The sequence below is a fragment of the Brevibacillus sp. NPDC058079 genome, assembly GCF_042885155.1.
Lineage (GTDB): Bacteria > Bacillota > Bacilli > Brevibacillales > Brevibacillaceae > Brevibacillus.
Map to the genome: position 1 here is coordinate 722221 of NZ_JBHVSO010000002.1, position 15452 is coordinate 737672.

Genomic DNA, 15452 nt, shown 5'->3' on the forward strand with positions numbered 1-15452 from the left:
TTCCATCCCACGCGGCATGCGCGGGGAATCATGCACAATCCCCCTATTTTACCGCATTATTCGTCATGTGTTCAAGTGTTCTCGCTTTGGTTCATGTGCGATACCCACATCCGTGTTGTTGCTTTCCCATTGGACAATAAATTGTTCCAGTCGATTCATCAACCTGACGATGCGCTGCTTCTCGCCCATGCATGCTGAAATAGCAGAGAGTTGGTTCGTGGCAAAAAGCTCCACCACTTCCTTCTCCATTTCTTGAAGGCGAATCCGATAGCCCGCGATAACCTCGCGCAGGATGGCAAATCTCTGCTCTAACCGGATCGTAGCCTCAAGTTTACTCATTGTTGTTCACTAGTAGCTAGCACCTGTTGAATGCCAAGTACGATCTGCTCATGCTTATGTTTCTCTTTCATCAGCACTTCTATAGCTTGCATATTGCTTTGTTGAAAATGAGCAACAACTTCTTGGGACATTTCTAGGTTTCTTGTCTCCAAGCGGTCAATAGCTTCTTGCATCAGTTTTTGTACTTCCTCGAGAACTTGCTGGTTGGTAATGGTAGACATAGTAGCTTCCTCCTTGGTAAATAATTGTTCTTGTTGTTCTTCCACCTGGTGTAAGGGATTCGCTGGTTCTTCCGATGCAATTTCTTCTGAGACGGACTCGCTGTTTCCTATCGATACAGAAGGGGCAGCAATAGCAACCTCGAGGGCCGCCTGCTCTTCCTTGGAATCTTCGCTACGAGCAATGATGTACATGGTATCACCGTCAATGCGGAAGCGGTCATCTTGCGCAGGGAGAAAAGCAGCATCTGCAGCAATCCCTACTTCCTGCTCCAGAAAATGGACTAATGTGCGAGCAGCTACCTGCGTAATGCCATTGTCGCGGCAAAACGCATACACTTGGTCATTGCCCAAAGTCCACTCTGCCAAAAACCATCTGCTGTCGCCTTGATATTGCACAAAGCGAGGATCGCGTTCCAATTGCAGCATACGAAGAATCTGATTCCAGCCAAACTGCGTTTGACGACGCAGCTCTGCGACAATTTGCTCAAGCTTTTTTGGTGTTTGGCTGTCTCGCAAATAGCGATGAGCCAAGTCGTACACTTGATGCGGCTGGTGAGTGACCTCTACGATCGCCTCTGAGCTTCCAACTCGCACTGGAGACTGCTCCATGTTCAACACTTTATCCAGTATTGTCTCGCAGTCCAGATCCAAAAAAGCATTCAGCTCATTCGCTTCCATCCGGGAGCAGATCTCCGTACGTGGAAGGGAGCGCTCACCGGGCCGGAATACCTTTTTTACAATACTTGGTAGGGTATAAGTTGGCCGTTTCATTGCACTTTCTCCTTCTCGTGATCGGCATTGTTTGCCAAATCAAATGGGAATCAAGAAGATATTCTACAAAAAGAAAAAAAATCCTACCTGCCTTGAAGTGTTTATGAATTCCGATAATGATGAAAAGGAAAACCCGACATGGCTTCTACACCATATCGGGTATTGGTTATTGGGTAGCTTTCCATTCCAGCCAGGTTTCTTCCACTGCACCCGTTGCAGCATCGATCTGCAAAGACTTGGCATCAGCCGTCGGTAAATAGGCCAGCTGCGGCAGTTTCGCTGCATGTGTACCGACCTTCGGATACCAGTATGCCAAGCGCAGATTTGCTTCTTTGACATACGCATCCTTTGCTTTCTCATCCTTGACAATACCGTCTTTACTGATGGTAGCAGGCATGGACGGCAGTTCATTCACTTGAGCAAGGACTACATTGCCCTTTTTTGCGTCCACTTCCACGTAAAACAGTGGCCTCTTGGATGGGATACCGTCAATCTCAGGATGAAACGCAAAGCTACTGATCGGCCGCACCAGATTTTGATCCGCCCAACCCGGCAGATTTTCCACAAGACTCGTCTCCTTTACGGAGAAAGATTGTTCTTTGGACAATAAGTATTTCTCCACAAATTGTACTGCGATGTCTTTTGCCTCATCATGTGCGAGCGGCTTCTCAAGCTCCTTTTCTACGGGACCGTCCAGCTTGAATTCAATTGGTGATTTGGTTTTACGGTCGAGGGTAATCCACGCACTTTGATACGAGCTCGCATTCCATTCATGGCGATCGATGTCACTGTTTTTATACTTTTTGTCTTCTTTTACATTTTTGTATGTGCGTTGATTCAGCTTCAGACCAAAATCCTTCTCGAGCATCTGCTCCATTTTTTTCGCATCTCGCCAGACGCCCATGTCGGCTGTTCCTTTGATTTTCATCGTCTCACTCGTTGTTTTATACACAGACGGAACTTCTTCACCAGACAGAGCATCTATCGTTGGCAATTGGTCAGGCACGTAAATGAGCTTGCCTGCTGACTCATCATAGACCAATTCCAAGGATACCTTGTCTTGCCACTCCTTCATTGCCTTTTCAAGCGGTACTGCCTTGCTTGGGTCCGCTACCTCTGCTGTCGTAGGTAGCTTTACCTTTTCTTGCTGAAAACGGACAACCTGACCCTTTGCGTCAACCATGACCCGTGCCATCTCTTTGTCCACCCATGTATTGTTCAACTGTGGGTAGATGCTGACAACTGCCAGATGATCTAGCTCTGACACACGATCGAAAGAGAGCATCGCTTGCGTGGAAATAACATGGTCAACCGCTATGTAATTTCGAATAAAATCGACAGCCTTTTGATAGGCTTCCTTTTTATTGATTTTGGTTGTTTTGTCCCGATTCACATCATGCAGGACAAAACTGGTCATATCTCCATCTGGATTTGTGGATATATTGAGCGTCGTATTTGTGGTAATGACACTCTTTCGATCCGAGAGATTAATGACATACCCCGAGTTGCTTGTCCCTCCATATGAGTCCACATGAAGGTCCTTCATGAGAGGCACATAGTCATCTTTCAACTCGGTTAACAAATGGACGATGTCTTCTGGCAACTCAATGGGTTCCAGACTCGATTTGCCATCATACGCATAGGAAGACAACGGATGCAGAAGTGCCACTGGTGTCGTGACCATGCTGACTGCCAATACAAACATGGCAGCTCTGTTTCGCTTTTTCACACAAATACCTCCTATTTACAAGCATTACTGTTAAGACGAGCTTCCTGCAAAAACGTTTCTGATTTATCTAAAAAAAGCCAACTGCTTCGTTTTGCTTAGCAGTTGGCTTTTTATTGCATGAATTAATACCCGCGCCAGACTTTTCGTCTAAGCACGCCAGCATACGCCCATTCCTCTTCTTCCGTCATGTCCGCTAGTGTTTGGCTCAAAGCGTTCATTTTGCTGTCGATCTGGTCCAGGTAATGGAACATGACAGCTGTAGGCGTTTTTCCAGATACAGCACTGCCCCAGCCGTTCTCTACCTCTCCATGATGACTCAAAATGCAATGCTTCAAGTGCAGAACCTCCGCGTCCCCTAAAGAAATATCTAGCTTGCGGCAAATGCCGCTTACCATCTCGACTCCCATGACCAGATGACCAATCAACTGACCTGGCGTGGTGTAATCCGGGGCGATGGGATCAGATAGCTCGTACAGTTTTCCAATATCGTGCAAGATACAAGTCGCAATCAGTACATCCCTGTCTACTTGTGGATACAGTGGCAAGAGGCTCTGTGCCGCCGTCAACAGAGAGACAATATGCTCGAGCAAACCATGATAATAGTTGTGGTGCATGCGAACGCCAGCCGGATAATGGCGAAGGCGATCCTGAATCTCCTCAGTTGCCAGCGCTTCTTGAATAATGGCCTTGAGCGTGGCACTCTGCAGGCTGTCGACTGCATGGGTAAGCTTTGTCCACAGTTCATCTACTGGAACTGGTGAGATCGGAATGAGCGACTCCATCTGAACTTCGTCGGATGCGGCAGCCGGTCTGATCCGTTGAATCACCAGTTGCTTTTTCCCACGATACACTTGGACGGCAGCGTCGATCTTCACGACAGCCTTGACGTTGATCCATTCCTTCATTTCTGCATTGACATCCCATAGCTTTGCCGTGATCGTTCCGGAGCGATCTCCCAGCTCCAGATTCAAGTATTCACTCTGGTTACTCGCTACGCCAGCTTCCTTGCTTTTAATCAGGCAAAAAGCGACAACACGCTCTCCCTCTTGATAATCCAATAAATATTTCATCTATTTGTCCCATCCTAGCTTATTTTTTTCGGAACAGGGTTTCTTCTAGCTTTTTCACTATTTTCTTGCCGACTAAATCATCCGCTGATCGAACCACCTTCGTAATGACAGCCAAAAGGTCTTCTTCGCCATTCCAATGCTCACGTACAATCGATTCATCGATATCCACCAAAATCTTGCGTAAAGCATATACAGCCAAAATAACGTCGTCCAGAAGTCCGAATCCGCCGACTAATACCTCCGGAATAAAATCAATCGGGGTAATAAAGTAGGCAACCGCTACACCCGCTAACGCTTTTGATTGAACACCTACGCGCTTGTCCAGCATAAGGCGGGCCAAGAGTACAAACAAATCTGGTGCAAGCAATATAAAGTTGGCTACAGAATCATTGACTCCCTTGTCTCTAATGAACGTTTCGATTTTTTCACGCAATTTATCATAAAATCGCTGATGTTTTTCTGGTAATACTACAGGAACCAGTTCAGTTGGCTTCTGAACCACAGGCAGTAGATTTTCGTTGCGGTTTTCTTCACTCATTCTGATCCCTCCGTAATTGCTTTTTTACATTCTTCTTGTGTCTGAAATACGACCAGGTTGCGATCAATGCGAGCAACGCGATAAAGAAAATCGCGAGGTTACGAGCAATCAAATCAAACAGCTCATCCCAGCGTTCTCCTAATTGCCAGCCAAGCGTCACAAAAAGCAAGCTCCAAAATAGCCCACCCAAATAGGTATAGAGCATGAAAGTCGGAAAAGGCAATCGCGTAATCCCGGCAAAATAGGCCGTAAACTGACGAACACCAGGGATGAAATAGCCTAGCGGAAGCGCCCATTTACCGACGCGATTAAACCACTCTTCCGTTTTTTTGTAAACCGTATAGCCCATCCCCAGTCGTTTCCCATATCGTTCGAGAAAAGCATAGCCCAACGTTCTTCCGATCCAGTATGCCACCGTCATCGCTGTAACGGAACCGAGAAAGCAAACGAAAAAAGTAGGCCAAAAATCCAATTTTCCCGTTGAGACAAGGAATCCAGAAAAAACGAGCAGCGTTTCTTCAGGCAAGGGCATCCCCAAAATTCCTAGAAAGAACAATCCAAACAAGGCGCCATACCCATATTGCGCAATATAGTCACCGAAGGTTCCCATTACATCTTCCACGAATGTCACCACTTTTCCAGCAAGCTGCCCTCTTCCATTATGCCAAAAGAAAGGCGCATTCTCAAATCAGAGCTCGTATGGCAACTATTAATTTTTGCCAACTTGGAGATACTCTACAACATCAACCGAAAATCGAATCCAGCCTCACCATTCGCCTTACCCTTAAGGGATATTACAGACAAATGACTTCGGACAAACGAGGGATAGCACGGATGTGGAAAAAAACATATCGAAAGCTAAAATTCGAATACTACAAGGTGCTGAGAATGAAAGGGGCTCCAGCTTTTGTCGCCCGCGGATTTTCGCTCGGAATCTTCATCGAGTTCATTACCCTGCCTACTTTTGGCCTCGCGTTTCTGTTGCTTTTCCCGCTAAGCAAGCTGTTTCGCGCCAGTTTGCCCGCTGGTTTGGTTGCGTTTGTCATCGGAAAGCTCATCTTACCGCTTTTCATCCTTTTCAATTACAATATTGGATACGTGTTGATCGGCAAACCGTTACAAGGGCATTTGATCCACCACGAGTCTGGGATGCAATGGCTTGTCTGGGTGAAAGAAAAAGGACTTGTCTATTTTACCGGGAGTGCCATCATGGGGCTGATAGTCGCTTTTGTGAGCTACTTTCTCGTTTTAACTGGTCTTCAATTGTATCGTCGCAAGAAATTACGGCGCTCATTACCTGAAGAAAGCCCTACCCCTTAATCGTTCAAACGAAAAAGACCGGTCCGACAATCGAATGTCAGTCCGGTCTTTTTTACTCGCAATGTTATGCAAAGTAGCCTTTATCCTGCAGGTGCTCCATGATTTCGGCAACAGTTTTCTCTTCGTTCAAGAGCTCCACGGTTACTTTCACTTGCTCTGGGGACAAACCGTTCGCTCCGAGGCTTTCCTCGATCAACACGTCGTTAGGGCGACGGAAGTACGTTTGCAACGTACGCTTCACACGTCCTTCCAGACTTGTTCTCAGCATCAATTCAGTCGTAGACATCTGTTCCACCTCTTTCCTAGAAAGATTTGCGTAACCCCTATTATCTTATAAAACCGTGGAATAATCAACCTTTCTGCGAAATAGCTTCCTTGCATAGTTGATCCCGGTTTTGGTCATGGGAGGAAAGGAGATGTTCATCGATCGATACCCCATCATACGTCAGTTGGGAAAACTGCTCTTTAAGTACGTCTTCCTCTACGTTATTGGCGATACCCTCGAAAACAACCGCACGTGTATCCAACAAGTACTGGCGATCCCGTTCAATCCGATGCAGGATTTCCTCTCGTCCTTTTGCAGGTACTCCGTGTCCAGGAATGACTTCTTCCACATCTCCTTGAAGGACCAACCGCTCGATTTTTTCCAGACTCTCCAAATAGGCACTGCTATCATCGATAAACGGGAACTCCAAATTGGATAGCATGTCACCGACAACAAGCAGCTTCTGCTCCCGGAACAAGGTCGCCATCTGGTCGTGTGTGTGTCCTGGTACAGGCAGGAAAAAGACTTCCTGCCACTCTTGTGCTTCCTCCACAAATTTCGTGAATTTCGGCATTCCTACTTCATACGATCTGACCACGTAATACGACCCGTCAAACCGTTTCGCCTTGTTCAGCTTCTTCTCGATCCGTCCATCGGTCAGGATTCCCTTTTGTGCAATGACTGTGGCATCCGGAAATTTGCCAACTCCGACAACATGATCCCAATCTCCGTGAGTCAGGACAAGAACGAGCTCTCTTCCATTCCTCACACTCTGCACATAGTCAGCAATCGCCTCTATCTCATGGGGAAAATAGGCCGGATCAAACAAGTAGAGACGTTGCTCGGTTGATACGACTGCACTGGTCGTTTGCCACAGACAACTTGTAAACAGCTTGTAGGATTGTGCCATAACTATATGCCTGGCATGATATTGCGCTTATGCTCAGAGATTCGATGCAGGTAATCAATGCGTTCTTTGGCTTCCGGACGAGTTTCCCCTGTAATCAGCAAACGATCCAGATCCTCATAGGTGAAGCCCATCTCCTGTTCATCTGTCTGCCCTTCCCACAAATCAGCTGAAGGCGGCTTCGTAATGATCTCAGCAGGCACCCCGAGCTCAGCAGCCAGAATTCGCATCTCATGCTTCGTCAGGCTTGCTACTGGATTAAAGTCAGCAAGACCGTCTCCGCCTTTTGTCATATAGCCAACATGAATCTCGCTGCGGTTGCACGTATCCGCTACCAAGTATCCTTTTTGGTTAGCGATGGCGTACAACACTGTCATCCGCAAACGAGCCTTTGTATTTCCCTTTGTTTTGTCATCAAGCCCAAGTACACCTTCGATAGCAGGAACCAAAGCGTCGTAGGCAGGCCCTACATCTACCGTGTGCAAATTCAATCCAATCGCTTCAGCAAGTTGCTTGGAATCCGTTTCATGAACGGTTTGCGAGTAAGCAGGCAACCAAACGCCTATGACGCGTTCAGAGCCTAAAGCACGAACACACAGCGCTGCCGTAACGGCACTGTCAATCCCACCAGAAATACCGACGACTGCACCGCCGAGGCCATTTCCGTCAATTTGCTCACGAATAAAGGCAATACGTTTTTCCACGTCTTCTTTTACATGAATCTGGTAGTTCGCCAGATGTTCTTGAAACTTGTCCACGCTACCTACCCCCAGGGTTGATTATTTCTCCCTCATCCTACCATGCCGTTTTCGGTGTGGCAATTGGCGCAGAACGGGACTACACTATATACTATAGAGAGTTTTTGACTAACGAGGAGAAGGAGAGAGTCGATGATTATCCTCAAGACACCTGAAGAAATTGAACTCATGCATGCAGCAGGCAAAATTTTGGCCGCTTGTCATCGTGAGATTGCCAAGATGATTCGCCCAGGCATTTCTACCTGGGAGATTGATCAATTCGCAGAAGAATTTTTGGCTGAAAATGGCGCGACCCCTGAGCAAAAAGGGTTTCATGGATATCCCTATGCCACATGCGGTTCAGTAAATGATGTCATCTGCCATGGCTTCCCGAAAAAAGAGCCTCTGCGTGATGGCGATATCGTTACAATCGACATGGTTGTTCGCAAAAACGGTTGGCTGGCTGACTCCGCTTGGTCTTATGAAGTGGGAACAGTGTCCCCGGAAGCGAAAAGACTGCTGGAAGTCACTGAAAAATCGCTGTATCTCGGTATTGAGCAAGCTGTCGTAGGCAATCGAATTGGTGACATTTCCCACGCCATCCAAACGTATGCGCAAGAACAAGGCTACTCAGTCGTGCGCGATTTTACCGGACATGGTATCGGTCAGGAAATGCATGAGGAGCCGTTCGTTCCTCACTTTGGCCCTCCTGGCAGAGGACAACGCCTCAAAGAAGGCATGGTCATTACCATTGAGCCCATGCTGAACATCGGGACGTACCACGCGATGGTCGATGAAGATGGTTGGACAGCACGTACTCGCGATGGGAAGCTGTCGGCTCAATACGAGCATACCCTCGCTATTACCGCGAATGGACCTGTTATCTTAACAAAACAATAAGGATGTACGAAGAGCCCTTGCATTGTCAGGGCTTTTTCTTTTTCTCCCAATGTGCTCAGTCGCACATCCAAGCGTTGACATCCCTTCTTCTGCTCCGTATGATGCAAGTACGTTTTGTTACTACCCAGTAACAAACTTATCCGATCAGCAACCGTTAAGCACAAGGAGGGTTCCATCCCATGTCCGATACAATCTCATCTAAGCAACTTCGAGATATCCCATTGTCCGTTCTTGATTTAGCACCTATTACAGAAGGTAGCAACGCTGCTGAATCGTACAAAAACAGTCTCAATCTGGCACAACAAGTGGAAAAATGGGGATTTACACGTTATTGGCTCGCCGAACACCACGCAATGCCCAGCGTAGCCAGCTCTGCCACTTCCGTTCTCATCGGTTACATTGCCGGAGGCACCAGTAAAATCCGTGTAGGTTCAGGCGGCATTATGCTGCCCAACCATGCTCCACTCGTGATCGCCGAGCAATTCGGGACACTGGAGTCTCTCTATCCAGGTCGGATCGACTTAGGTCTTGGACGCGCACCCGGGGCGGATCAACGAACGGCACGTGCGCTACGCCGCGATTTGCGGATTGGTGGAGACGATTTCCCGGAGTTATTGGAGGAGCTGCGTGAATATCTTCGTCCGCGAACAAGCGAGTCGGCATCAGCCATCCGTGCTATCCCTGGCGAAGGTCTGAACATCCCGATCTGGCTGCTCGGTTCCAGCGATTTCTCAGCGCGACTGGCGGGCATGCTCGGTTTGCCGTTTGCTTTTGCTGGGCATTTTTCGCCGAACTTCACCTTGCCTGCATTGCAGACGTATCGCCATTGTTTCCGTCCATCGGAAGTGCTGGATCAGCCATATGCCATGGTTGGGGTCAATGTGATGGCTGCCGATACCGATGAGCTCGCGAATCGACTGGCCACCTCCCATTACCAGGCATTTTTAAATCTCGTCCGCGGCGATCTCAAGCCAATCCAACCACCTGTGGACAATATGGATGAGCTATGGAGCGAATTCGAAAAACTGTCTGTCCAAGCACAGCTGCGGTCTTCCATCATCGGCAGCCCTGTTACCGTGAAAAGCAAACTGCAAGAGTTGGTCGATGCTACAGGCGCAGATGAGCTCATGATTACGACGCAAATGTACCACCATGCCGATCGTGTGCGCTCTTTTGAAATTGTCGCCGACGTCTGGAAGTCCTAAATGGGGGATGATATATGACGGAAGCAAAACGGCCTCGCGTGCCTCGAGAAAAAGCACAAGAGATCATATTGAACGCTGCTGAAGAATTGTTTTATCAAGAAGGGGTCCATGCCGTCAGTGTAGACGCCATCGTCGAGCGTGCCGGAATGAATAAAATGAGCGTCTACCGGCAGTTTTCCTCGAAAACGGACCTGATTCTCGCCTACATGACCCGTAAGCAAGACGTATTTTGGCAAGAGTGGGAAGAGAGCATCGCCAAACATCCCAACCGGCCACGAGAGCAGCTCATTCAGTTTTTCGCTGATTTGGCTGAGCGAGCGTCCAACGAGCAATTTCGCGGCTGTTGCTTTATCAATGTAGCTGTCGAGTTTCCTGATCCGGTTCATCCTGTTCGCGAGGTGGTTTGCTCGCATCAGAAACGAATCCGCGACGCTTTTTTGGACCGCACGACTGCCCTTGGCGCTGCGCATCCATGCGAGTTGGCTTATACGCTTATCTTGTTAATGGAAGGTACTTACGCGGATAGCCAGACGTACGGAACCGATAGTGCAGCGATCCGCATGGTTCCTGCCATCGTAGAAAAAGTTTTGGACCAAGCGCTTCACAATTAAAAAAGTGGCTCCCTGCCTTCTTCGGGCAGTTGCCACTTCCTCTTTTTGTCGCTCATACTGCTGTTTTAGCGCTGAGCACTGGTTGCATACTTGTCTTGTTTCGTCGTCATCGCTTCTAATTCTTTGACGTCTTGTTCCAAGTCAAGGATGTCTTCTTCAATCAGTTTTTTCAGATGTTGCTTTTCCCGCAAGATTTTGCGAGTTTGCTCCAAACGCTGATTCAAATCGAACACGCCGAGATACACTGCTTTTCCCTCCCTATGTAGGTTTTCCACCTTACATGATATGCAGCGATCTCCAGAAGTTGCTGACCAATTTTTTTGTAGGGTCGAAATAGGTAAAAGGGAAAAGAGACTTCCCATGAGCGTAAAGCCCTGGAAGTCTCTTATTTACTTTAGAGTCCTTTGTATTTGCCCAATTCTTCACGCAGGCGATACACTTCCTGTACCAAAGCACGCTTCTCCAAACGGTCAATCTCCTGATCCAAATCGTTCATACGTGCATGTCCACTATATGGTGCATCATGCATCGGGAATCCGTCAGAAGCGTATGACCACTGCGGTTCCTTTGGCATGATCATCGCCATCAGCAGGTAAAGCAAAATCGGTACTCCTGTAAAAACAGTGAGAACGACAACTCCTACACGTACCAGCGTAGAGTCAATGCGCAGAAATTGCGCAATCCCACCACAAACTCCAAATAACCGTTTATCATGAGAACGGTATAGTCGTCTTTCCATCATTGCATTCCACCCTCTCTACAGTATCCGCTTGCCTTGTATCTACAGGATACCCGATAGGCGATTCCGGTAAAATGGTCCGTAGAGGGATTTGTCCTCCGTCGCTGGACGGAGATCAATCATTTAGCAGGTGGCTCATAAACAGGGCGGGGACGATCAAACTGTTCGCCCAGAGTCGCATACGTATGACCCGCTAATCTACTAACGGGTGCAAACGCTGCTGCATCAATCCTTCCTGCATGATACAGCTCATCCGCTACATGTACATGCACCACTTCCCCGATAATCAAATCCGAAGTCGTCGGACTACCTAATTCCACAATTTGATGCAGCTTGCACTCAAAATGGATGCGGGATGCACGCAGTCTCGGCACCTTGACGAGAACAGATGGGGCGACTTCCAGCCCCAATGCCTCTACTTCACTGATCTCTGGCGGATAATCAGCAGAAGTCTGATTGACCGCATCCACATTGTGTACGTCCACCATATTGACCACGAATTCTCCCGTTTGCATGATGTTTCGTGCCGTATCTTTTGGGACACTACCCGGCTTGCGCATGACGGCAACTGACACCATCATCGGTTCAATGCTGGCGACATTAAAATAGCTGAAAGGAGCGGCATTGACGATCGTCCCCTCCCCTAACGAGGTGACCCAAGCGATCGGCCTCGGGACGATACATCCGATCAAGAGCTTGTATTTTTCCTGCCGTTCAATCTCGTGAATAGCGATTTCCATTGCGTTTTTACACCTCTTCCTATTCCTGCGGTGGCAACCAGCTTGACATGTATGCCTCATCCTCAATTTCCAACGCTTGCTTTGTAACGTGAAGCGGGTTGAATGTGTCCAGCATCACAGCCAGCTCTTGTGTTTCTTTTTTCCCAATGCTCGCCTCTACCTTGCCTGGATGCGGCCCGTGAGGAATCCCCATTGGATGCAGAGTGATCGAACCCTCGTAAATACCTTTTCTGCTCATAAAATTGCCATCAACGTAGTATAACACCTCGTCACTTTCTACATTACTGTGGTAGTAAGGCGCAGGGATTGCTTGCGGATGATAGTCGTACATTCGCGGAACGAACGAGCAGATGACAAAGTTTTGACCAGCAAAGGTTTGATGGACAGGTGGCGGTTGATGAATGCGTCCAGTAATCGGTTCAAAATCATGAACACTCAGTGCATACGGATACAAATAACCGTCCCAGCCAACGACATCGAACGGATGGAAGTCAAAGAAGTAGCTGTAGACCACAGATTGGCGTTTGACGCGCACCTCGAAGTCTCCGCTTTCCACATGTGTCACCAATTTTTCAGGCAAACGAATATCACGTTCACAAAACGGCGAATGTTCCAACAATTGACCGTGCTCGTTGCGATAACGCTTTGGTGGCACGATCTCATTCTGTGACTCGATGACGAGGAAACGACTCTGCACAGAAGGTACAATCCGATAGGTCGTGCCGATCGGAATGACGAGGTAGTCGCCGGGCTTGTAAGTGAGTGTACCGAAAATCGTTTGCAATTCTCCCTCACCTTGATGGACAAAGACGACTTCATCCCCATCCGCGTTGCGATAAAAGTAATTCATAGGCTCTGTCGGTGCGCATACTGCCATGACGACATCGTTATTCCCCAGCATGTAGCGACGTCCGAAAATCGGGTCCCCACCCGGCTGAACATCAAACGTTTTAAAATGCTGATGCTTCAAATCAATCTGCTCCACATATTCCAAGCGAACATCTGCGTATTTGCGCGTCTCCCTCACTTGGGTAGGCGGATTGTGATGATAGAGGATTGATTGAATTCCGGAAAACCCTTTGGTTCCCATCACTTGCTCGCGGTACAGTCCCCCATCCGGCTTGTAAAACGTCGTATGCCGCTTTTGTGGAACTTCCCCCATTCGTTGATAAAAAGCCATACGTTCCTTCCTCCTTTTTTCATCCTTATTCACAAATCGTATTGCGAAGCACACCGAGGCGTTCCACCTCTAGCTCCACTACATCACCTGGCGCAAGCCAAGCATACTGCTCTGTCCCCAGCTCCAAAATGCAGCCAGTCCCTACTGTTCCCGATCCGATAACATCTCCGGGATACAAGGAACAGTCTTCTGAGGCGCGGGCAATCATTTCAGCGAATGTATAGTGAATGTCTTTGAAGTTTCCTTTTGAATACTCCCTACCATTGATGCGTGCCACCATCTCCAGATCGTAGCGGCTGCCCTTTTCGCCTGTGATACGTACATCTTCCAGCTCCTCTGGTGTAACCAGCCACGGTCCCATAGACGTTGCGAAGTCTTTGCCTTTGGCTGGCCCTAATCCGACCTTGACCTCTTCCCGTTGTATATCCCGGGCGCTCCAGTCGTTTAAGATACAATATCCTGCGATGTGCTCTTCCGCTCGTTCTACTGGAATGTTTACTCCTGCTTTTCCAATCACGCAGGCAATTTCCAGCTCATAGTCCAGCCACTCGGTTGCTTTGGGTCTGCGAATATTCGCTTGCGTCCCTGTAAAAGCTGCTGCATTTGAAAAATAAAAGACGGGGAAGTGATACCATTCAGGCACCATCGGAAGTCCGCGTTTGGCTCGCGCTGTCATCACATGGGCCTCGAAGGCGTAAAAGTCACGAAAGCTGGCGGGACGCGGGAGTGGCGAACCTAGCTCGACTTGCTCCAAATCCCAGCCATCCTGTGCCTCGTATGCTGTTTGGAGAACGGGTAGCCAGTTCGCCCACTCCTCGAGCAAACCACTCACTGTGCTCGGCGCGCCTGGGCAAGCATGTGCAATATCTTTGACTTTTCCTTCGTGCAAGAGCCCCGCTCGCCAAGCATCCCTTTCCCTTTCTCGATAGGAAACTAGCTTCATGAAACCCTCTCCTTCTCTTGGGCAAATAAGAAAACCCAGCTCACCCCCAAAGCAATTCCGGTGCATGACAAATAGAAAGGGAAACCCTCTTTGTCAAAACGCTCCGAAACAGGCTTCAGGCGCAAGCTGGGTCTAGTCTGCTACTGAAAAAAATCTTTGCGGGATTTTCCCCCGCAGACAGCCAGCTATTCTCTGTTGTGTTTCCAATTGTTTGTAACGAATTTCTTCTATCATATCGAAAACGCTTACAGCTTTCCAGAGGGAAATGACGAAATTTTTCGCCTAGGTCATTTCCTTGCACGGATAATCGGGAAAAAATTGTTGGACTAGCTGCTCCATATCACGTGGCAGCGGCTCCTCCAAGCTCATTGCAAGACCGCTACGCGGATGGACAAAGGATAGCGCCCATGCATGCAAAGCTTGTCTGCCGATATGCTCCCGTTCTCCCCCATACAGATCATCTCCTGCAAGTGGGTACCCTTCACTGCTCATATGTACACGAATCTGATGAGTGCGTCCCGTCTCCAGCTTCACCTCAACAAAACTCATTCCTTCCCCTCGGGCAAGCACACGATAGTGGGTAACAGCTGTCTGCCCATCCGGTCTCACCTGTCTGGTGATAAACGAATTTTCCGCTAGACCAATCGGCGAATCAATCGTACCTTCGTCTGACTCCACGATCCCTTGAACGATAGCTCGATAGGTCCGCTGTAACGTCCTAATCTGCTGCATGCGGCTGAATTGTTCATGCGCCCATTGATTCTTGGCTACGATCATCAAGCCTGATGTATCTTTATCCAAACGGTTCACCGCTCGGAACTTTCTGTGCTCACCACGCTTTTTCCAATAAGCGATCATCCCGTTTGCCAACGTTCCACTGGGATGATTTCCTGTCGGATGAACGACCAATCCCGCTGGCTTTGCGATGACCATCAAATCCTCGTCCTCGTAACGGATGGAGAGCAGCATGTCCTCTGGGGCAACGTTCTCTTCCGCCTCTTCCTCCACCATGACTGCTATTTTGTCGCCGGCATGCAATTTTTCGTTCACAAAAACGAGGACACCATTCCGAGTAATGGAGCCTTTAAACTTGGCACGTATAAGCAAGCGGCGTGATACACCATAGCGCTTTTGCAGTACTTCTCGCACAGTTTGCCCTGCATCTGCCTCATCAACTGTGAAGCTAATTAATTCTTCTAGCATGTTGTCTCTCCTTTAAGTCTTCCCTCCCCCTCAG

19 protein-coding genes are annotated in these 15452 nt (G+C 48.4%); 4 read left to right on the top strand and 15 right to left on the bottom strand.

Annotated elements, in window-relative coordinates:
- Positions 1-63 precede the first annotated feature (63 nt).
- The 6 genes from ACFVS2_RS09975 to ACFVS2_RS10000 form a co-directional block, all read right to left on the bottom strand.
- The gene (locus tag ACFVS2_RS09975; RefSeq protein ID WP_007717030.1) at positions 64-339 is read right to left on the bottom strand and encodes a hypothetical protein; all 276 of its coding nucleotides are present in this window, start codon (positions 337-339) and stop codon (positions 64-66) included.
- Entirely contained in the window at positions 336-1331 is a 996-nt protein-coding gene (locus ACFVS2_RS09980) for a hypothetical protein (protein WP_173617047.1), read from the bottom strand. Before ACFVS2_RS09980 ends, ACFVS2_RS09975 begins: the two co-directional genes overlap by 4 nt.
- Before the next feature lie 166 nt (positions 1332-1497).
- A complete protein-coding gene (locus tag ACFVS2_RS09985; protein ID WP_390233407.1) occupies positions 1498-3060 on the bottom strand; it encodes a YcdB/YcdC domain-containing protein in 1563 nt (520 codons plus the stop codon).
- A 122-nt stretch (positions 3061-3182) separates the two neighbouring features.
- Entirely contained in the window at positions 3183-4130 is a 948-nt protein-coding gene (locus ACFVS2_RS09990; protein ID WP_376899962.1) for a 3'-5' exoribonuclease YhaM family protein, read from the bottom strand.
- 19 nt (positions 4131-4149) lie between these two features.
- Positions 4150-4668, bottom strand: coding sequence for a YkvA family protein (locus ACFVS2_RS09995; protein WP_173617044.1), 519 nt, complete (start codon positions 4666-4668; stop codon positions 4150-4152).
- Positions 4661-5290, bottom strand: a complete 630-nt coding sequence (locus ACFVS2_RS10000) for a DedA family protein (protein WP_173617043.1) — start codon at positions 5288-5290, stop codon at positions 4661-4663. The genes ACFVS2_RS09995 and ACFVS2_RS10000 overlap by 8 nt, the downstream gene beginning before the upstream one ends.
- A gap of 212 nt (positions 5291-5502) precedes the next feature.
- On the opposite strand from ACFVS2_RS10000, the gene ACFVS2_RS10005 reads away from it, so the two are divergent.
- Complete coding sequence (locus ACFVS2_RS10005; protein ID WP_173617042.1) at positions 5503-5988, top strand: DUF2062 domain-containing protein; 486 nt, start codon at positions 5503-5505, stop codon at positions 5986-5988.
- 64 nt (positions 5989-6052) lie between these two features.
- Here the strand turns inward: ACFVS2_RS10005 and ACFVS2_RS10010 are convergent, their stop codons facing one another.
- From ACFVS2_RS10010 to nadE, 3 genes are all read right to left on the bottom strand, one after another.
- On the bottom strand, positions 6053-6274 hold the full coding sequence (locus ACFVS2_RS10010; RefSeq protein ID WP_173617041.1) for a hypothetical protein: 222 nt from the start codon (positions 6272-6274) through the stop codon (positions 6053-6055).
- A gap of 64 nt (positions 6275-6338) precedes the next feature.
- Complete coding sequence (locus ACFVS2_RS10015; protein ID WP_390233411.1) at positions 6339-7163, bottom strand: MBL fold metallo-hydrolase; 825 nt, start codon at positions 7161-7163, stop codon at positions 6339-6341.
- A 2-nt stretch (positions 7164-7165) separates the two neighbouring features.
- The gene (nadE, locus tag ACFVS2_RS10020) at positions 7166-7918 is read right to left on the bottom strand and encodes an NAD(+) synthase (RefSeq protein WP_173617039.1); all 753 of its coding nucleotides are present in this window, start codon (positions 7916-7918) and stop codon (positions 7166-7168) included.
- Between the two features lie 132 nt (positions 7919-8050).
- Here nadE and map point away from each other — a divergent pair, with 132 nt between their 5' ends.
- The 3 genes from map to ACFVS2_RS10035 all read left to right on the top strand — a co-directional run bounded on the left by map (position 8051) and on the right by ACFVS2_RS10035 (position 10613).
- Entirely contained in the window at positions 8051-8797 is a 747-nt protein-coding gene (gene map, locus ACFVS2_RS10025) for a type I methionyl aminopeptidase (RefSeq protein ID WP_173617038.1), read from the top strand.
- Between the two features lie 179 nt (positions 8798-8976).
- On the top strand, positions 8977-10002 hold the full coding sequence (locus tag ACFVS2_RS10030) for an LLM class flavin-dependent oxidoreductase (RefSeq protein ID WP_390233414.1): 1026 nt from the start codon (positions 8977-8979) through the stop codon (positions 10000-10002).
- A 14-nt stretch (positions 10003-10016) separates the two neighbouring features.
- Complete coding sequence (locus ACFVS2_RS10035) at positions 10017-10613, top strand: TetR/AcrR family transcriptional regulator (protein ID WP_390233416.1); 597 nt, start codon at positions 10017-10019, stop codon at positions 10611-10613.
- Positions 10614-10678: 65 nt separating this feature from the next.
- On the opposite strand, the gene ACFVS2_RS10040 is transcribed toward ACFVS2_RS10035, so the two are convergent.
- From ACFVS2_RS10040 to ACFVS2_RS10065, 6 genes are all read right to left on the bottom strand, one after another.
- Complete coding sequence (locus tag ACFVS2_RS10040; protein ID WP_007717080.1) at positions 10679-10858, bottom strand: hypothetical protein; 180 nt, start codon at positions 10856-10858, stop codon at positions 10679-10681.
- Positions 10859-11007: 149 nt separating this feature from the next.
- On the bottom strand, positions 11008-11355 hold the full coding sequence (locus tag ACFVS2_RS10045) for a PspC domain-containing protein (protein WP_017250375.1): 348 nt from the start codon (positions 11353-11355) through the stop codon (positions 11008-11010).
- Positions 11356-11471: 116 nt separating this feature from the next.
- Positions 11472-12092: a flavin reductase family protein gene (locus tag ACFVS2_RS10050; RefSeq protein WP_007717087.1), complete on the bottom strand. Its 621-nt coding sequence runs from the start codon at positions 12090-12092 to the stop codon at positions 11472-11474.
- A 19-nt stretch (positions 12093-12111) separates the two neighbouring features.
- The gene (locus ACFVS2_RS10055) at positions 12112-13272 is read right to left on the bottom strand and encodes a homogentisate 1,2-dioxygenase (protein WP_390233418.1); all 1161 of its coding nucleotides are present in this window, start codon (positions 13270-13272) and stop codon (positions 12112-12114) included.
- Between the two features lie 25 nt (positions 13273-13297).
- Positions 13298-14215 (bottom strand): fumarylacetoacetate hydrolase family protein, encoded by a 918-nt coding sequence (locus ACFVS2_RS10060; RefSeq protein ID WP_173617034.1) that lies wholly within the window; start codon positions 14213-14215, stop codon positions 13298-13300.
- 282 nt (positions 14216-14497) lie between these two features.
- Entirely contained in the window at positions 14498-15418 is a 921-nt protein-coding gene (locus tag ACFVS2_RS10065; RefSeq protein ID WP_390233421.1) for an RluA family pseudouridine synthase, read from the bottom strand.
- Positions 15419-15452 lie beyond the last annotated feature (34 nt).